The organism is Pseudoxanthomonas suwonensis (genome assembly GCF_000972865.1).
GTDB classification, from domain to species: Bacteria; Pseudomonadota; Gammaproteobacteria; order Xanthomonadales; family Xanthomonadaceae; genus Pseudoxanthomonas; species Pseudoxanthomonas suwonensis_B.
In genome coordinates, this window is sequence record NZ_CP011144.1 from 181,728 (window position 1) to 198,412 (window position 16,685).

20 protein-coding genes are annotated in these 16,685 nt (G+C 68.9%); 15 read left to right on the plus strand and 5 right to left on the minus strand.

Annotated elements, in window-relative coordinates; translation table 11 throughout:
- Positions 1-51 precede the first annotated feature (51 nt).
- The 8 genes from bla (at position 52) to WQ53_RS00770 (ending at position 4,499) form a co-directional block, all read left to right on the plus strand.
- Entirely contained in the window at positions 52-954 is a 903-nt protein-coding gene (gene bla / locus WQ53_RS00740; RefSeq protein WP_052629552.1) for a class A beta-lactamase, read from the plus strand.
- Between the two features lie 106 nt (positions 955-1,060).
- Positions 1,061-1,474 carry a DUF3052 family protein gene (locus tag WQ53_RS00745; RefSeq protein WP_052629553.1) on the plus strand — a complete coding sequence of 138 codons (414 nt, stop codon included), beginning with the start codon at positions 1,061-1,063 and terminating at the stop codon, positions 1,472-1,474.
- A gap of 75 nt (positions 1,475-1,549) precedes the next feature.
- Positions 1,550-1,978, plus strand: coding sequence for a hypothetical protein (locus tag WQ53_RS00750; protein ID WP_052629554.1), 429 nt, complete (start codon positions 1,550-1,552; stop codon positions 1,976-1,978).
- 35 nt (positions 1,979-2,013) lie between these two features.
- The gene (locus tag WQ53_RS00755; RefSeq protein WP_052629555.1) at positions 2,014-2,532 is read left to right on the plus strand and encodes a DUF1697 domain-containing protein; all 519 of its coding nucleotides are present in this window, start codon (positions 2,014-2,016) and stop codon (positions 2,530-2,532) included.
- A 132-nt stretch (positions 2,533-2,664) separates the two neighbouring features.
- Positions 2,665-2,964 (plus strand): SelT/SelW/SelH family protein, encoded by a 300-nt coding sequence (locus tag WQ53_RS00760; protein WP_052629556.1) that lies wholly within the window; start codon positions 2,665-2,667, stop codon positions 2,962-2,964.
- A gap of 67 nt (positions 2,965-3,031) precedes the next feature.
- Complete coding sequence (locus WQ53_RS00765) at positions 3,032-3,460, plus strand: hypothetical protein (protein WP_052629557.1); 429 nt, start codon at positions 3,032-3,034, stop codon at positions 3,458-3,460.
- 120 nt (positions 3,461-3,580) lie between these two features.
- Entirely contained in the window at positions 3,581-4,027 is a 447-nt protein-coding gene (locus WQ53_RS16515) for a hypothetical protein (protein WP_144409178.1), read from the plus strand.
- Between the two features lie 217 nt (positions 4,028-4,244).
- Entirely contained in the window at positions 4,245-4,499 is a 255-nt protein-coding gene (locus WQ53_RS00770; RefSeq protein WP_052629558.1) for a PspC domain-containing protein, read from the plus strand.
- A 252-nt stretch (positions 4,500-4,751) separates the two neighbouring features.
- On the opposite strand, the gene lolD is transcribed toward WQ53_RS00770, so the two are convergent.
- The 5 genes from lolD to WQ53_RS00795 all read right to left on the minus strand — a co-directional run bounded on the left by lolD (position 4,752) and on the right by WQ53_RS00795 (position 9,191).
- Positions 4,752-5,462 (minus strand): lipoprotein-releasing ABC transporter ATP-binding protein LolD, encoded by a 711-nt coding sequence (gene lolD / locus WQ53_RS00775; protein WP_144409179.1) that lies wholly within the window; start codon positions 5,460-5,462, stop codon positions 4,752-4,754.
- 28 nt (positions 5,463-5,490) lie between these two features.
- Positions 5,491-6,732, minus strand: a complete 1,242-nt coding sequence (locus tag WQ53_RS00780; RefSeq protein WP_052629560.1) for a lipoprotein-releasing ABC transporter permease subunit — start codon at positions 6,730-6,732, stop codon at positions 5,491-5,493.
- Positions 6,733-6,780: 48 nt separating this feature from the next.
- The gene (locus WQ53_RS00785) at positions 6,781-7,146 is read right to left on the minus strand and encodes a hypothetical protein (RefSeq protein ID WP_236685880.1); all 366 of its coding nucleotides are present in this window, start codon (positions 7,144-7,146) and stop codon (positions 6,781-6,783) included.
- A 40-nt stretch (positions 7,147-7,186) separates the two neighbouring features.
- A complete protein-coding gene (locus WQ53_RS00790; protein WP_052629562.1) occupies positions 7,187-7,453 on the minus strand; it encodes a succinate dehydrogenase assembly factor 2 in 267 nt (88 codons plus the stop codon).
- A 406-nt stretch (positions 7,454-7,859) separates the two neighbouring features.
- Positions 7,860-9,191: an MFS transporter gene (locus WQ53_RS00795; protein WP_052629563.1), complete on the minus strand. Its 1,332-nt coding sequence runs from the start codon at positions 9,189-9,191 to the stop codon at positions 7,860-7,862.
- A 210-nt stretch (positions 9,192-9,401) separates the two neighbouring features.
- Here WQ53_RS00795 and cyoA point away from each other — a divergent pair, with 210 nt between their 5' ends.
- The 7 genes from cyoA to WQ53_RS00830 all read left to right on the plus strand — a co-directional run bounded on the left by cyoA (position 9,402) and on the right by WQ53_RS00830 (position 16,325).
- Positions 9,402-10,448, plus strand: a complete 1,047-nt coding sequence (cyoA, locus tag WQ53_RS00800; RefSeq protein WP_236685881.1) for a ubiquinol oxidase subunit II — start codon at positions 9,402-9,404, stop codon at positions 10,446-10,448.
- A gap of 101 nt (positions 10,449-10,549) precedes the next feature.
- Positions 10,550-12,523, plus strand: coding sequence for a cytochrome o ubiquinol oxidase subunit I (cyoB, locus tag WQ53_RS00805; protein ID WP_428992295.1), 1,974 nt, complete (start codon positions 10,550-10,552; stop codon positions 12,521-12,523).
- A 10-nt stretch (positions 12,524-12,533) separates the two neighbouring features.
- Positions 12,534-13,166: a cytochrome o ubiquinol oxidase subunit III gene (cyoC, locus tag WQ53_RS00810; protein ID WP_428992296.1), complete on the plus strand. Its 633-nt coding sequence runs from the start codon at positions 12,534-12,536 to the stop codon at positions 13,164-13,166.
- Positions 13,163-13,585, plus strand: a complete 423-nt coding sequence (gene cyoD / locus WQ53_RS00815) for a cytochrome o ubiquinol oxidase subunit IV (protein ID WP_052629567.1) — start codon at positions 13,163-13,165, stop codon at positions 13,583-13,585. Before cyoC ends, cyoD begins: the two co-directional genes overlap by 4 nt.
- A gap of 23 nt (positions 13,586-13,608) precedes the next feature.
- On the plus strand, positions 13,609-14,457 hold the full coding sequence (locus WQ53_RS00820; protein ID WP_052629568.1) for an SURF1 family protein: 849 nt from the start codon (positions 13,609-13,611) through the stop codon (positions 14,455-14,457).
- Entirely contained in the window at positions 14,417-15,787 is a 1,371-nt protein-coding gene (locus WQ53_RS00825; RefSeq protein WP_052629569.1) for an ATP-binding protein, read from the plus strand. The genes WQ53_RS00820 and WQ53_RS00825 overlap by 41 nt, the downstream gene beginning before the upstream one ends.
- On the plus strand, positions 15,777-16,325 hold the full coding sequence (locus WQ53_RS00830) for a response regulator transcription factor (protein ID WP_052629570.1): 549 nt from the start codon (positions 15,777-15,779) through the stop codon (positions 16,323-16,325). The genes WQ53_RS00825 and WQ53_RS00830 overlap by 11 nt, the downstream gene beginning before the upstream one ends.
- The last annotated feature ends 360 nt before the right edge of the window (positions 16,326-16,685 follow it).

The following is a 16,685-nucleotide window of genomic DNA, read 5'->3' on the forward strand; positions in this document are numbered from 1 at the left end:
GCTGGACCTCACATGAAGCACTCTCGGCTGCTCAGCAATAGGATCAACTGAATGTTCACAAGGCGCGATTTCCTGACTACCTCCATGGCAGCAGGCGCACTTCTAGCCATGCCTGCCGCCGCAAAACCTGCTGCTCGCCGCTTTGACGCCGCCGAGCAGCTTCGGACGCTCGAAGTGGGCCCTGCACGTCTGGGCGTTTGTTTCCTAGACACTGCCACCGGCGAAGCCAGTGGCAACCGCATCGAGGAATACTTCGCACTGTGCTCGACGTTCAAACTGGCACTCGTCTCCGCCTACCTGCGCGAAGCAGATCAGGGGCGAATTAATCTTGATGAGGTCCTGGTCTATACAGAAGCCGATCTCTTACCTTGGGCACCTGTGACGCGCAAGAATCTTGCCAAAGGCGGCTTGAGCATTGCCGAACTGGCGCAGGCGGCCCAGGAGATGAGCGATGGTGCTGCGGCCAATCTTCTGGTCAGACGCCTTGGCGGTCCGGCCGCCGTCACGGCCAAGATCCGCGAGATGGGCGACATTGTGACCCGGCTTGACCGCTATGAACCGGATCTGGGATTGGTGCTTTCCGCTGATCTTCGCGATACCACATCGCCCTTGGCGATGGCACAGCTCGTTCGTCGGATTACGACCGGCGACATTTTGCAGCGTGGCTCAAGGGAACGCCTTCTGCACTGGATGCAAAACACGAAAACTGGCTTCAATCGGCTGCGTGCTGGTCTCCCCGCTGAGTGGCGTTCCGGGAACAAGACCGGAACCGGACGCACGGAGGGAACAACCAACAAATGCAACGATATCGCGATCACTTTCCCGCCAAGCCGGAGCCCGATCATCATCGCTACCTACTTCGATAGCGGCGAATATACTGAACAGACTGAGGCCAGGCATGAAGCCGTTCTCGCCGAGGTGGGCAGGATCGCCGCCCAGTGGGCCATTAGCTAGTTGAGCAAGACCAACTTCGGCGGCCGATGCCCACCGCCCTCGCCCGCCATCGCGTCGCGCGCGGATGCCAGGATGGACGGGATCGGCGCAATCGAGCGTTGCAGCCATGACGAATCCCACCGGCTACTCGGGCACCCCGCTTGCCAGGAAACTCGGCATCACCGCCGGCTCCAGGCTCGTGGCCCGGCACGCGCCCGACGAATACGCGCAGTGGGTCGCGCCGCTTCCGCCGGACGTTTCCTTCGGCCGGCGGGTGACGGAAGCGACGGACCTGGTGCATGTCTTCGTGGTGGACAGGTCGGTGCTGGAACGGGAACTGGTGTCCCTGCGCAAGGCCGTCAGGGCCGACGCCGCGGTCTGGGTTTCCTGGCCGAAGAAGGCGTCGAAGGTTCCGACGGACGTCAGCGAGGACGTCATCCGCGAGGCCTGCCTGCCGCTGGGCTTCGTGGACGTCAAGGTGTGCGCGGTCAGCGACGTCTGGTCCGGCCTCAAGCTGGTGATCCGCAAGGAGCTGCGCTAGCGGGACCGGCGCCGTTCGCCGGACCCGGCCAGCTTCGCTAGACTCGGCCATCGGCGCCCACCATCGGAGGCACGCATGCGAATTCTCCGCCTGATCCTGGCCGTGGCCGTCGGCCTGGTCGTCGGCAGCCTGGTCAACATGGGACTGATCATGGCCAGCGGCCATGTGATCCCGCCGCCGCCTGGCGCGGACGTGACCACCACCGAGGGCCTGAGGGCCTCGCTGCACCTGTTCGAGCCCCGCCACTTCCTGTTCCCGTTCCTGGCGCACAGCCTCGGCACGTTCGCCGGCGCGCTGGTCGCGACGCTGCTGACCCCGGGCAGGACGGCGGGGCCAGCGTACGTGGTGGGCTGCGCGTTCCTGCTCGGCGGGATCGCCAGCGTGTTCATGCTGCCGGCGCCGCTGTGGTTCAGCGTGCTGGACCTGGTGCTCGCGTACCTGCCGGCGGCATGGCTGGCGCATCGGGTCGCGTCTCGTGGCGCGCACAGGGCCGCAGGCGGATGACCCCCTAGTCCAGGATCCAACCGTCGGGGAGCGACATGTCCCGCTACGTTGCCTTCCTCCGCGGCGTCAGCCCGATGAATGCCAGGATGGCCGAGCTCAAGGCGTGCTTCGAGAAGGCCGGCTTCACCGGGGTCAGGACGGTGCTGTCCAGCGGCAACGTGGTCTTCACCGCGGCGGCGGCGCCGGAGTCCGGCCTGGCCGGCACCATCGAATCGGCGATGGCCCGGCACTTGCCACGCAGCTTCCCGGTCATCGTGCGCAGCGCCGGGCATCTGCGGGCACTGGTCGAGTCCGATCCGTACGCGGGCTTCCGGATCCCGCCGCAGGCGAAGCGGGTGGTGACCTTCCTGGGCAAGCCCTGCCGGGAGCAGCCGCCCTTGCCCATCGAGCAGGACGGGGCACGGATCCTGGCGGTGACGGGCGAGGACGTGTTCACCGCCTACGTGCCCAGCGCGGACGGTCCGGTCTTCATGGCTCTGATCGAGAAGACCTTCGGCAAGAACGTCACCACCCGCACCTGGGACACCGTCCGCAAGTGCGTGGCGGCGGCGTGAGCGGTTCCGGCGATCGCCGGCTGGCGTTGCGTGTGCGGCCGGCTTGCGCCCGGCCTTGGCCCGCTCGCCTCCGACCCGGCGCGGGTTCCGCTACAGTGCCGGCCTGGGCAGCCGACCGGACCGGGACACTCCATGCCGCATCGCGTCGAGATCCACTACTGCACGCAGTGCCGCTGGCTGCTGCGCGCCACCTGGATGGCCCAGGAACTGCTCGCCACCTTTGACGGCGAACTGGATGAGCTGGTGCTGCAGCCCGGCAGCGGCGGCGTGTTCGAGATCCGCGTGGACGGCGAACGGATCTGGTCGCGCGCCGACGACGGCGGTTTCCCGGAGATCGCGGTGCTGAAGCAGCGGGTGCGCGACCGCATCGCGCCGGGACGCGACCTGGGCCATGTCGACCGGCCGCGCGCGGCCACGCCCGGCGAGGCGTGACCGGCTGCACCGTCGGCGTCGAGGCCGGCGGATACACTCGCCATTCCCCGGTCCCGACGGAAACTGCATGACTCCCCTGCTCCGCGCCTCGCGCCTGTCGCTGCTGCTGGTCGCTACCCTCGCCTGCCTGCCGGCGGTCGCTTCGTCCACGCTCGACGGGGCCTGGCGGCTGGAGGCCGGCGAGTTCGTCGACGGCGAAGGCCAGCTGGTCGACTACGCGGCCTTGAAGCTGCAGGGACTGAAGGTGATCGCCGACGGCCATTTCGCCTTCACCAGCACCCAGGACGGGCGCTTCTGGGCTGGCGGCTCGGGCAGCTTCGTGGCCGATGCGGAGCGCTATGTCGAAACGCCGACGATGGCGTCCTATCCGCTGCACGGCGACGGCAGCTACCGCTTCAGCTACACGCTGGAAGGCGATACCTGGACGCTGGAGCGGCACGAGGACGGCAGGCGGGTGGAGCGGGAGGTGTGGCGGCGGGTGGGCGACGCTCGCTGAGCCGTCGGCGACGCAGGACGCCAGCCGCGGACCATCCGCTCGCCCGGTACGGGTAGCCGAGCCTGCCGCCTCCTCCGGCAGCTCGTTCAATCCGACGCCACTTCACGGAGCGACATCCCCATGAAGCAAGTATCCACAATCGCCTTCCTGTCCATTCTTCTCGTTTCGTCGCCGACGCTGCCGGTAAGTGGAGGCCAGGACAACAGAAGGCTGGTCCTGTCATTGCCAGCCGGCGGATGCACGCTGATGATGTTCCCGGATGGTTCCGGGAGGATCCACTACGGCGCCGCTCCCTGGGTCGTCCATGTAGCTGCACATACCTTCGATTTCGAGCACGCGCTGCAGTCGTTCCTTCCGAACGCGCTGCCCTGGCGCGCACGGGGGCAGTCCGATATCGAACTTGCCGGCGTGACTTTCCCCGGGACCAACGAAACGAGCCTCACCGAAGATACGGTTCTGGTGCGCAGCCTGCTCGAACAAGGATGGGAAGCACGCCTTCCACCCGAAACGGAACCGGATGAGGGCAAGGCACATGCCCGGATAAAGGGGGCTTGTGATTTCAAGTAATTGCCCGGTTCGCCTTCACCACCACACAGGACGGACGCTTCCAGGCCGGCGGCGCAGGCCGCTTCGTGGCCGATGCGGAGCGCTAGGTGGAGACGCCGCAGCGACAGGGGACTATTCCGACACCGGGCCGCGGCGCAGGCCGACGGCGGCGATCGGCGCGCAAGGCCAAGCTGGTCGCATCTGCAACACCGGCCCGGCGCCGGAAAGGATGACGGCCATGACCTGGAACCTGCAACGCCTGCGCAAGTCGCGCCGGGATGCCTGGTTGGCCGGAGTCTGCGGTGGGTTGGGCGAGCACACGCCGCTGCCGGCGTGGCTGTGGCGGGCGCTGTTCCTGGCCACCAGCCTGGGCATCGGCGTCGGTTTCGTCGCCTACGTGGCGTTGTGGCTGTTCATGCCGGCGGCCGGGTGGGCGTCGCCCTCGCCTGCCGTTGCCCGGCCGGCGGGCGATGGCGATGCCGGGTCGGCGTAGGCACCTGATGTGGCTGGCGGCTGGCAGCAGGCCGCGTCGGCGCAGGCGACGCAGCGGTAGTACCGACGCCTGTGTCGCCAGCAAGCTGTGCTCCTACAGAAGGCTGGCGCCGCAGCTGTTGTAGGAGCCTGGCTTGCCCGCGACGCGATGCCCTCGGCACAGGCGACGTCCTCGTGATCCCGACGCCCGTGTCGCCAGCAAGCTGTGCTCCTACAGGAAGCCGGCGCCGCAGTTGTGGGTGGCGGAAACGGGTCAGCCCGCCGCCAGTTCCTGCGGCGACAGTTCGTGCAGCTTGCCTTCGTGCAGTTCCAGCACGCGGTCCAGGCGGCGGGCCAGACGGCGGTCGTGGGTGACCAGGACCAGGCTGGTGCGCTGGGCGCGGTTGAGCTCGAGCATCAGCTCGAACACGGTCGCGGCGGTCTTCTCGTCGAGGTTGCCGGTGGGCTCGTCGCCGAGCACACACGCGGGGCGGTTGACCAGGGCGCGGGCCACGGCGGCGCGCTGGCGCTCGCCGCCGGAAAGTTCGCCGGGCTTGTGGCCCAAGCGATGGGCCAGGCCCACCGACTCCAGCAGCGCGGTGGCGCGCTGGGCGGCCTCGGCGGTTTCGCCACCGGCCAGCAGCACCGGCATCATCACGTTCTCCAGCGCGGTGAACTCCGGCAGCAGGTGGTGGAACTGGTAAACGAAGCCCAGCGCGCGGTTTCGCAGGCGGCCGCGCTGGGCGTCGGACAGCGCCGACATCTTCTGCCCGGCCACGTACACCTCGCCCGCGGTCGGCGTGTCCAGCCCGCCGAGCAGGTGCAACAGGGTGCTCTTGCCGACGCCGGACGCGCCGACGATGGCCACGGTCTCGCCGGTGGCCACGCGCAGGTCCAGGCCGTCGAACACGTGGGTCTGCAGCCGGCCCTCGGCGTAGGTCTTGCCGAGGCCTTCGGCGCGCAGCGCCTCGGCGGCGTCGTGCATGGCGCCTGCTCCTGCGGAAGCGTGGTTCTCACTCATAGCGCAGCGCCTCCGCCGGCTGGGTACGCGCGGCGCGCCAGGCCGGGTACAAGGTGGCCAGGAAGCTCATCACCAGCGCGATCACCAGGGTGGTGACCACGTCCGGGGTCTGCATGTCGGTCGGCAGGCCGGTGATGTAGTACACGTCCTCCGGCAGCAGGGTGATGTTGAACAGCGCCTCGATGCCGTCGAGGATCCGTTCCAGGTTCCAGGTCAGGGTGACGCCGCCGATGAAGCCCAACACCGTGCCGATGATGCCGATCAGCGTGCCCTGGACCATGAACACCTGCATCACTCCGCCCGGGGTCAGGCCCAGGGTGCGCAGGATGGCGATGTCGGCCTGCTTGTCGGTGACCAGCATCACCTGCGAGTTCACCAGGGTGAAGGCGCCCATCAGGATGATCAGCGACAGCAGGATGCCCATCACCGTCTTTTCCATCTTCAGCGAGTGGTAGAGGTTGGCGTTCTCGCGGGTCCAGTCGCTGACCCGGTAGAAGCCGGGCAGCTGCAGGGCCAGGTCGCGGGCGACCTCGTAGGCGCGGTCCATGTCGTGCAGCATCAGGCGCACGCCGCTGGCGCCGTCCATGCGCAGCACCCGCTGCAGGTCGGCCATGTGGACCACGGCCAGGCCGCGGTCGATCTCGTTGTAGCCGGCCTCGAACACGCCGCTGACGGTGAAGCGCTTGTAGCGCGGCATCGCGCCCATCGGCGTGCCCTGGAACTCGGGCAGCATCACCGTGACCTGGTCACCCACGTCCACGCCCAGCCACAGCGCCAGTTCCTGGCCGAGCAGGATGTTGTAGCTGCCGTCGGTGAGGGTGTCGGCCGCGCCGCGCTTCATCTTCTGCGACAGCACCGAGACCTCGTCCTCCAGCGCCGGCTCGATGCCGCGGACCATCGCCGGCTGCTTGCGCGGGCCCGACAGCAGCGCCTCGGTCTCGATGAACGGCGCCGCGCCGGCCACCCGCGGATCCTGCTTGGCGACCTCCAGCGCGTGCCGCCAGTCCTGCATCGGCACGCCGTCGGCGACCACGGTGGCGTGGGCGGCGAACTGCAGCAGGCGGTCGCGGATCTCCTTCTGGAAGCCGCTCATCACCGCCATGGTGGTGATCAGCACGGTCACGCCCAGGGCGATGCCGAGGATCGAGGCCAGCGAGATGAAGGAGATGAAGCCGTTGCGGCGCTTGGCCCGCAGGTAACGCAGGCCGATGGCCACTTGGACGGGTTTGAACATGGGCCGGCTGGATGTCCGTTGCCGGCACATCCCGGCGGTCGATGGCGGCTATGGTGCCATCGGCCGGTCGCGGCGCGAAGCGGCGCGGGCGGCGGCGGCCAGCCGCAGTTCACGCCGCAGCGGCCGCGGCAGCGTGTCCGGCCACCAGGCCAGGCGTTGGCCGCGGCCGTCGTGGCCGATGGCGTGGACGAAGGCCAACGGGCCGCGCCAGGCGATGCGGCAGGCCTGCAGCGGTTGGCCGTCGAGGGTGTCGATGCCGCCGGCGGTGGTCGCCAGCACCAGCTGGCGCGGCGCCCTGCCCGCCTCGCGGCGGAGCTGCCACAACCCGTAGGCCGCGGCCGCCGCGGCCAGCGGCCAGGCGGCGATGCGCGGCAGGTCCGAGCCGAGCACCGACAGCGGCGCGAGCAGGGTCAAGAGCAGGAGCGCGGCCAGCAGCCAGCACGAGGGGCGCCACTCAAGCCGGCAGGGCGCGGATGCGGGCGATGAGGTCGGAAAGCTCGGCATCCGGGCAGGCCTCGTAGCCCATGAACCAGCGCCAGAGCCTATCGTCCTCGCAGTCCAGCAGGCGTAGGAAAACCCCGCGTTCGGCGTCGGTCGCGGTCGGATAGGCGTGGGCGAGCCAGCGCTCGAACAGCTGGTCCAGTTCGCGCATGCCGCGGCGGCAGCGCCAGCGCAGGCGGCGCAGGTCGGCGGCGGGATCGGCGATGGGCAGGTCCGTCATCGGATGTGTGGTGCAGGCGAAGCGCCCATTTTGCCCACGGCAGCGCGGCTTTTGTAGGTGTCCAGCTTGCTGCGACAAGGGGTCGGAATATCGAGGGCGTCGCCCGGCCTGACGTCGAGGGGGCGCGGGCAAGCCCGTAAAGGGGTCAGGTTCATTTTTTCCCTAGGAAAATGAACCTGACCCCATTTCAGCCGCCTGGGCCGACGGCGTCGCGTCGCCGGCTGAACCCGGCTCCTACAACAGCTGTGGCGCGGCCGCTTTTCTGCAGGAGCTGACTTCAGTCGGCGACACGGGCGTCGGAACCACGAGGGAGTCGCCTGGGCTGGCGTGGCGTCAGCAGGGGAACACCCCTCCCCGGCCCTCCCCTTCGCCTGCGGCGCAAGGCAGGGGGCAAAGCTCAGGGAAGTCAGCCCTGCGCCGTCGCCTCGCGCTGCTTGAGCCAGCGGTTGACCATCAGCGCGGCCAGCGTAGCCAGGGCACCGGACAGCAAGTACAGGCCCACGTACGGCAGGCCGAACTCCGCGGCCAGGAGCAGGGCCACCAGCGGGGCGAAGGCCGCGCCGATCAGCCAGGCCAGGTCGGTGGTCAGGGCCGCGCCGGTGTAGCGGTAGCGCCCGCCGAAGTTGCGGGTCACCGCGCCGGAGGCCTGGCCGTAGGACAGGCCCAGCAGCAGGAAGCCGACCAGCATGAACACCTGCTGCGCGACCGGGCCGCCGCCGAGCAGGGTCGGGGCGAAGCCGCTGAACACCGCGATCGCCACCGCGGTCGCGCCCAGGGTCGACACCCGGCCGAAGCGGTCGGCGATCAGGCCCGAAGCCAGCACGCCGCCCACCGCCAGGAAGCCGCCGACCACCTGCACCATCAGGAAACGGCTGATCTCCTGCTCGGTGAACAGCTGCGCCCAGGACAGCGGGAAGATGGTGACGATATGGAACATCGCATAGCTGGCCAGCGCGGCGAAGGCGCCGATGAACACGTGCCGGCCCTTCTCGCGGAACAGTTCGGCCACCGGCACCGGCTCCAGCTCGCGCTGGCCCATCTGCCTCTCGTACTCGCGGGTCACGACCATGCGCAGGCGCGCGAACAGCGCCACCACGTTGATCGCGAACGCGGCGAAGAACGGATAGCGCCAGCCCCAGTCGTAGAAGTCGGCGGTGGACAGGCTCGAATACAGGAACGCGAACAGCGCCGCGGCGACGATGAACCCCACCGGCGCGCCGAGCTGGCCGAGCATGGCGTACCAGCCGCGGCGGTGCTTGGGCGCGTTGAGCGCCAGCAGCGACGGCAGGCCGTCCCAGGAACCGCCCAGGGCGATGCCCTGGCTGGTACGGAACGCGGCCAGCAATACGATCGCGGCCGCGCCGATCTTCTCGTAGCCGGGCACGAAGGCGATGCCGGCGGTGCTGGTGCCGAGCAGGAACAGCGCGGCGGTCAGCTTGGTGCCGCGGCTCCAGCGATCCTGGATCCACAGGAACAGCACCGTGCCCACCGGCCGGGCGACGAACGCCAGGGCGAACACCGCGAACGAGTACAGCGTGGCCAGCAACGGCTCGGCGAAGGGGAAGAACACCTTCGGGAACACCACCGCCGAGGCGATGCCGTAGACGAAGAAATCGAAATACTCGGAGGTGCGGCCGATCACCACGCCCACGGCGATCTCGCCGGGCGCGACCTGGGCATGGGAAGCGGCGTCCTGGCCGTGGACGGAAACGGTGGGGCTGGAAGGAGTGGAGGACATCGCGGGAAGGGGTTGTACTGTGCCTGCGGGGGAGGCTACACCGGGTCGCGTAGCGGAGGTGTGCGCCACCGGGCCGGGGCCGGCGGTACAGGTTCCCACCATCCGCACGGCGGGGCCATAGGACAAAACGCCCAATCGCCCCTTTCACGCCGCGGGAGTAGAGTGGCAGGCCGCTGCGACCCCCACCAGCCGCCTATTCAGATGTCCACCTTGACGCCCCTGCGCCGCCTGCTGCTGGCGGCCGGCCTGGCCCTTCCCCTGGCCGGCTGCAATACGATCCTGCTCAACGCCCCGGGCGACATCGCCCGCCAGCAGGGCGACCTGATCATCGTCTCCACCCTGCTGATGCTGATCATCATCGTCCCGGTGATCGCGCTGACCCTGTTCTTCGCCTGGCGCTACCGGGCCTCGAACCGCGAGGCCACCTACAAGCCGGACTGGGACCACTCGATCCAGCTGGAACTGGTGATCTGGGCCGCGCCGCTGCTGATCATCATCGCGCTGGGCGCGATCACCTGGATCAGCACCCACACCCTGGACCCGTACCGGCCGCTGGACCGCATCGCCGAGGGCAAGCCGGTGCCCGAGGGCACCGAGCCGCTGGTGGTCGAGGTGGTGGCGCTGGACTGGAAGTGGCTGTTCCTCTATCCCGAACAGGGCATCGCCACGGTCAACGAACTGGCCGCGCCGGTGGACCGGCCGATCCAGTTCAAGCTCACCTCCTCCACGGTGATGAACGCGTTCTACATCCCGGCGCTGGCCGGCATGATCTACACCATGCCGGGCATGCAGACCGAGCTCAACGCAGTGATGAACTCGCCCGGCGACTACGAGGGCTTCTCGGCCAACTACAGCGGCGCCGGCTTCTCCGGCATGCGCTTCCGCTTCCACGCCTTCGACCACGCCGGCTTCGACGGCTGGGTGCAGCAGGTGCGCGACGGCGACAAGCTCGACCGCGACGCCTACCTGGCGCTGGAAAAACCCAGCGAGCGCGAACCGGTGCGGCACTTCGGCAGCGTCGAGGGCGGCCTGTACGACGCCATCCTCAACCGCTGCGTCGATCCGCGGCGGATGTGCATGCACGAGATGATGGCCATCGACGCCGGCAGCGGCCCCGGCCGCACCGGCATCGAGGGCCTGGAGGAGCGCCGGGTCGGCGACCTGCGCGGCCGCCGCTACGTGCAGTCGGCCATGTGCGCGGCCACCGACGCGCCCGCCAACGGCCTGAACACCTCCCTTTCCCGCCTCGCTCCCTGAGCGGACCACGCCGCCGCTCCACCCTGCCCGGGTCGGCGGCCTGACGACGGAAGTTCCAAGCGATGTCCTCCCCGCATTCCACCTCCGCTCCCCACAACCCGCTGACCGGCTACCTGGGCTGGGAATCGTTCCCGCTGCACGACCCGGTGATCATGGCGGCCTTCGTCGGCACCGCGCTGGGCGGCATCGCCATCATGGCGCTGGTCACCAGGTACAAGCTGTGGGGCACCCTGTGGCGCGACTGGTTCACCAGCATCGACCACAAGAAGATCGGCATCATGTACATGGTGCTGGGCCTGGTGATGCTGCTGCGCGGCTTCGCCGATGCGCTGATGATGCGCCTGCAGCAGGCCATGGCCTTCGGCGACAACCTCGGTTACCTGCCGCCGCACCACTACGACCAGATCTTCACCGCCCACGGCGTGATCATGATCTTCTTCGTGGCCATGCCGCTGGTCACCGGCCTGATGAACTACCTGGTGCCGCTGCAGATCGGCACCCGCGACGTCGCCTTTCCGTTCCTCAACAACTTCAGCTTCTGGATGACCACCGCCGGCGCGGTGCTGGTGATGCTGTCGCTGTTCGTGGGCGAGTTCGCCAAGACCGGCTGGCTGGCCTACCCGCCGCTGTCGGGGATCGACTATAGCCCGGATGTCGGTGTCGACTACTACATATGGGCGCTGCAGATAGCCGGCGTCGGCACGTTGCTGTCGGGCGTCAACCTGATCGTGACCATCGTCAAGATGCGCGCACCGGGCATGACCCTGATGCGCATGCCGGTGTTCACCTGGACGGCGCTGTGCACCAATGTGCTGATCGTGGTCAGCTTCCCGGTGCTGACCGCGGTGCTGGCGCTGCTGGCGATGGACCGCTACGTGGGGACCAACTTCTTCACGAACGACCTCGGCGGCAACCCGATGATGTACGTGAACCTGATCTGGATCTGGGGCCACCCCGAGGTCTACATCCTGATCCTGCCGGTGTTCGGCGTGTTCTCGGAGATCGTCGCCGCGCTGTCCGGCAAACGCCTGTTCGGCTACAGCTCGATGGTCTATGCGACGGTGGTGATCACCATCCTGTCTTACCTGGTGTGGCTGCACCACTTCTTCACCATGGGCTCGGGCGCCAGCGTCAACTCGTTCTTCGGCATCACCACGATGATCATCTCGATCCCGACGGGCGCGAAGATCTTCAACTGGCTGTTCACCATGTACCGCGGGCGGATCCGCTTCGAGGTGCCGATGCTGTGGACGGTCGGCTTCATGGTCACCTTCGTCGTCGGCGGCATGACCGGCGTGCTGCTGGCGGTGCCGCCGGCCGACTTCGTGCTGCACAACAGCCTGTTCCTGGTCGCCCACTTCCACAACGTGATCATCGGCGGCGTGGTGTTCGGCCTGTTCGCCGGCATGACCTTCTGGTTCCCCAAGGCGTTCGGCTTCAAGCTCGACGACTTCTGGGGCAAGGTCTCGTTCTGGTTCTGGCTGGCCGGCTACTGGTTCGCCTTCACCCCGCTGTACGTGCTCGGGCTGATGGGCGTGACCCGGCGCATGAGCCACTTCAACGATCCGTCGCTGCAGATCTGGTTCCAGATCGCCGCCTTCGGCGCGGTGCTGGTGGCCATCGGCATCGCCGCCTTCATCTACTGCATCTACATCAGCTTCCGCCGCCGCGAGCAGCTGCGCGACGTCACCGGCGACCCGTGGGACGCGCGCAGCCTGGAGTGGTCCACCTCCTCGCCACCGCCGGAATACAACTTCGCCTTCACCCCGGTGGTGCACGACAACGACGCCTGGTGGGACATGAAACAGCGCGGCGCCCAGCGTCCCCTGTCCGGCTACCTGCCGATCCACATGCCCAGGAACACCGCCGCCGGCGTGGTCCTGGCCGGCCTGAGCACGGTGCTCGGCTTCGCCCTGGTCTGGCACATCTGGTGGCTGGTAATCGCCTCGTTCGCCGCCACCGTGATCGCCACGATCGTGCACAGCTTCAACTACCAGCGCGACTACCACATCCCGGCCGAGACCGTGACCCGGACCGAGGAGCAGCGCACCGCCCTGCTGAACGCCCATGTCTGACGCCATTGCCCTGACCACTTCCGCGGCCGCTCCGCCGTCGGCCGCCACCCCGGCCGGGTGCTACGACCTGGCCGGCGAACACCACCCGCAGCAGGGCACCCTGCTCGGCTTCTGGCTGTACCTGATGAGCGACCTGCTCATCTTCGCCTGCCTGTTCGCGGTGTACGGCGTGCTGGGCCGCAGCTTCGCCGCCGGTCCGACCGGCGCGGACCTGTTCGACCTGCGCCTGATCGCGCTGAACACGGCGATGCTGCTGCTGTCCTCGATCACCTACGGCTTCGCCATGCTGTCGATGCAGCGCCGGCACATCCCCGGCGTGCTGGCCTGGCTGGCGGTCACCGGCCTGTTCGGCCTGGCCTTCCTCGGCATCGAGCTGTACGAGTTCTCGCACCTGATCCACCAGGGTGCCGGGCCGCAGCGCAGCGCGTTCCTGTCGGCGTTCTTCGCCCTGGTCGGTACCCACGGCCTGCACGTGGCGTTCGGCATCGTCTGGCTGGTGGTGCTGATGGTGCAGGTGCAGCGCTACGGCCTGCACGCGGCCAACCAGCGCCGCCTGCTGTGCCTGTCGATGTTCTGGCACTTCCTCGACGTCGTCTGGATCGGCGTCTTCACCTTCGTCTACCTGATGGGAGTGCTGCCATGAGCCTGCCCCATGACCCGCACGCCACCCACGGCCACGACGGCCATACCCACGACGAGCATGGCGACGAGCACGGGCCGCACGTGGAAGCCTCGCACGGCACGATGCGCGACTACGTCACCGGCTTCGTGCTGTCGGTGATCCTGACCGCGATCCCGTTCTGGCTGGTGATGAACGGCGTGATCGCCGACTCGGGCACCACCGCGCTGGTGATCCTGGGCTTCGCCGCGGTGCAGATCGTGGTGCACATGGTCTACTTCCTGCACATGAACCCGCGCTCGGAAGGCGGCTGGAACATGCTGGCGCTGATGTTCACGGTGGTGCTGGTGGTGATCGTGCTGGCCGGCTCGCTGTGGGTGATGCACCACCTCAACACCAACATGATGCCGATGTCGCCGCACGAGGCGCGGATCCAGCCCTGAGCCCGGCCTCGGGGCCAAACGCCATGAGCCGGCAGCATGACGCGCCCGATTCGCGGACCCGGCACAAGGACGCGACGCCACGGCCACCGCGCGGGCCGCTGGCGCTGGGCCTGCTGGCGGTGGGCTTCGCCTTCGGCCTGCTCCTGTTCGCCGCGCTGGGTGTCTGGCAGGTGCAGCGCATGGCCTGGAAGCAGGACCTGGTCGCCCGGGTCGACGCGCGCATCCACGCCGATCCCGCACCCGCGCCCGATGCGGCCGCCTGGGCAGCCTCCACGCCGAAGGAACAGGAGTACCGCCGCGTATACCTGCAGGGCGAGTGGCTGCCCGGCCAGGACACCCGCGTGCAGGCGGTGACCGAGGCCGGCGCCGGGCGCTGGCTGCTGCGCCCGCTGCGCCGCGACGGCGGCGGCGTGGTGCTGGTCAACCTGGGCTACGTGCCGGAAGACTGGACCGTGTCGCCACCTGTACCGGGTCCGGTCGAGATCATCGGCCTGCTGCGCCTGTCCGAGCCCGGTGGCGGCTTCCTGCGCGACAACGCGCCGGACGAGGAACGCTGGTATTCGCGCGACGTGGCCGCGATCGCCGCCCACCACGGGCTGGCGGATGTGGCGCCGTATTTCGTCGATGCCGATGTCGGCTCGGGCGCGCGGGCCGGCACGCCCTGGCCCCGCGGCGGGCTGACGGTGGTACGGTTCCGCGACAACCACCTGGGCTATGCGCTGACCTGGTTCGCGCTGGCCCTGCTGGTGGCCGGCGGCGCCTGGCGCTTCGCGCTGGAGGAAGTGCGCGTCCGCCGTCGCTGGCGCCAGTCCGGTCCGCAGGAGCCCATGGATGACCCCGACGCAGGCAGCGCCGTCCCCCGGCGCCGATAAGCGCCAGTCGATCGAGTCGGCGCGCAGCGACACCACCCGCGGTGCCGGCGTGCGCAACATGCAGCAGCTGATCCAGCTGCGCTGGATAGCGCTGGTCGGCCAGGTGGCCACGATCCTGTTCGTGCACTTCGCGCTGGAGATCCGCCTGCCGCTGGCGACGATGCTCGGCGTCGCCGCCTGCCTGGCCGCGTTCAACCTGGCCAGCCTGCTCTACTGGCGGCCGCGCCAGGACGTGGGCGACGCGGCGCTGCTGTCGGCGCTGCTGGTCGACGTGGCCGCGCTGACCGCGCAGCTGTACCTGAGCGGCGGCATCACCAACCCGTTCGTGTTCCTGTACCTGCTGCAGGTGGCGCTGGGCGCGGTGCTGCTGCCGGCCTGGGCCAGCTGGGTGGTGGTGGCGGCCGGCAGCGCCGGCGTGCTCGGGCTGGTGGTGTTTCCCGGTCCCGTGACCATCGCCGCCAATCCCGAGCAGGGCATCGCCGACCCGTACGTGCAAGGCCTGCTGGCCTGCTTCCTGCTCACCGCGGTGCTGGCCGGGCTGTTCATCGGCCGCATCGCCCGGATCCTGCGGGAGCGCGACGCACGCCTGGCCGACCTGCGCCAGCAGGCCGCCGAGGAGGAGCACATCGTGCGCATGGGCCTGCTCGCCTCCGGCGCCGCGCACGAACTGGGCACGCCGCTGGCCACGCTGTCGGTGCTGCTCGGCGACTGGCGGCGGATGGCGCCGTTCACCGGCCACCCCGAGCTGCAGCAGGACCTGGACGAGATGCAGACCCAGCTCGGCCGCTGCAAGGCGATCGTGACCGGCATCCTGCTGTCGGCCGGCGACGCGCGCGGCGAGGCGCCGGCGCAGACCACCCTGGCGGTGTTCCTGGACGAGCTGGTCAGCGAATGGAGCGCCACCCGTCCGGTGGAGACGCTGGACTACCGCCGGCACCTGGACGAGGACGTGCCGATCGTCTCCGACTCGGGCCTGCAGCAGATGATCGGCAACATCCTGGACAACGCGCTGGAGGCCTCGCCGCACTGGGTCGGGCTGGAGGTGAGCCGCGAGGGCGATGACGGCGAATGGCTGCGGCTGAAGGTGAGCGACGCCGGAACGGGGTTCACCGCCGAGACCCTGGCCAACTTCGGCAAGCCCTACAATTCCAGCAAGGGACGCCCGGGCGGCGGCCTGGGCCTGTTCCTCTCGCTCAACGTCGCCCGCAGCTTCGGCGGCCGGCTATCGGCGGCCAACCGCCCGCAGGGTGGCGCCGAGGTGGTGCTGGAACTGCCACTGTCCGCGCTGGCCCTGCCCGCGGAAGAACCGGATGAATCGAATGACGGCTGAAGAAAACGCGCCGCGCAGGTTGCTGGTCGTCGAGGACGACGCGGCGTTCGCGCGCACGCTGATCCGCTCCTTCGAGCGGCGCGGCTACGAGGTGCGCCACGCCGCCGGCCAGGCCGAGCTCGACGCGGTGCTGGCCGGTTTCGCTCCGGGCTATGCGGTGGTCGACCTGAAGCTGGCCGGCGGCAGCTCCGGGCTGGCCTGCGTGCAGGCACTGCACGAGCGCGACCCGGAGATGCTGATCGTGGTGCTGACCGGCTACGCCAGCATCGCCACCGCGGTGGAGGCGATCAAGCTCGGCGCGTGCCACTACCTGGCCAAGCCGTCCAACACCGATGACATCGAGGCGGCGTTTGGCCGCGCCGAGGGCGACGCTGCGGTCGGCCTGGGCCAGCGGCCGACCTCTATCAAGACTCTGGAATGGGAGCGCATCCACGAGGTGCTGGCCGAGACCGGCTTCAACGTCTCCGAGACCGCACGCCGGCTGGGCATGCACCGGCGCACGCTGGCGCGGAAGCTGGGGAAGCAGCAGGTCAAGTAGGGTCTTTTCTTCCTTGGTGTGGTTCTTCGCCTATCCGAAGAGATTGAGCCGTGACGGTGACGGTGGCTACGACCGCAGCGACAACGGCAAGGGCAACGGTAACAGCGTTGGGGCGTGGTCGGCTTCGGGCTGAGCCGCGGCAGGCCGGGTGTGTTGCGGTCGTCTCGGCGGCACCTCCGTGTGCCGACTCGCCGACGCGGCCATCCCTGGCCGCTGCCGCAACACACCCGGCCTGCCACGTCTTCGGGGTGCTTTCGGGTCGTGGCTTCGTCATCGCCAACGGCCTGCCCGGCTCCGTTCGTCGTCCGACGACGCGCTCTTGTAGGAGCCGGGTTTAGCCGGCGACCCGACGCCGTCGGC

Coding starts and splice junctions, on each gene's coding strand:
- bla (WP_052629552.1), top strand. CDS start 52: ATGTTCACAAGGCGCGATTTCCTGACTACCTCCATGGCAGCAGGCGCA.
- WQ53_RS00745 (WP_052629553.1), top strand. CDS start 1,061: ATGACGAATCCCACCGGCTACTCGGGCACCCCGCTTGCCAGGAAACTC.
- WQ53_RS00750 (WP_052629554.1), top strand. CDS start 1,550: ATGCGAATTCTCCGCCTGATCCTGGCCGTGGCCGTCGGCCTGGTCGTC.
- WQ53_RS00755 (WP_052629555.1), top strand. CDS start 2,014: ATGTCCCGCTACGTTGCCTTCCTCCGCGGCGTCAGCCCGATGAATGCC.
- WQ53_RS00760 (WP_052629556.1), top strand. CDS start 2,665: ATGCCGCATCGCGTCGAGATCCACTACTGCACGCAGTGCCGCTGGCTG.
- WQ53_RS00765 (WP_052629557.1), top strand. CDS start 3,032: ATGACTCCCCTGCTCCGCGCCTCGCGCCTGTCGCTGCTGCTGGTCGCT.
- WQ53_RS16515 (WP_144409178.1), top strand. CDS start 3,581: ATGAAGCAAGTATCCACAATCGCCTTCCTGTCCATTCTTCTCGTTTCG.
- WQ53_RS00770 (WP_052629558.1), top strand. CDS start 4,245: ATGACCTGGAACCTGCAACGCCTGCGCAAGTCGCGCCGGGATGCCTGG.
- lolD (WP_144409179.1), bottom strand. CDS start 5,462: ATGCACGACGCCGCCGAGGCGCTGCGCGCCGAAGGCCTCGGCAAGACC.
- WQ53_RS00780 (WP_052629560.1), bottom strand. CDS start 6,732: ATGTTCAAACCCGTCCAAGTGGCCATCGGCCTGCGTTACCTGCGGGCC.
- WQ53_RS00790 (WP_052629562.1), bottom strand. CDS start 7,453: ATGACGGACCTGCCCATCGCCGATCCCGCCGCCGACCTGCGCCGCCTG.
- WQ53_RS00795 (WP_052629563.1), bottom strand. CDS start 9,191: ATGTCCTCCACTCCTTCCAGCCCCACCGTTTCCGTCCACGGCCAGGAC.
- cyoD (WP_052629567.1), top strand. CDS start 13,163: ATGAGCCTGCCCCATGACCCGCACGCCACCCACGGCCACGACGGCCAT.
- WQ53_RS00820 (WP_052629568.1), top strand. CDS start 13,609: ATGAGCCGGCAGCATGACGCGCCCGATTCGCGGACCCGGCACAAGGAC.
- WQ53_RS00825 (WP_052629569.1), top strand. CDS start 14,417: ATGACCCCGACGCAGGCAGCGCCGTCCCCCGGCGCCGATAAGCGCCAG.
- WQ53_RS00830 (WP_052629570.1), top strand. CDS start 15,777: ATGACGGCTGAAGAAAACGCGCCGCGCAGGTTGCTGGTCGTCGAGGAC.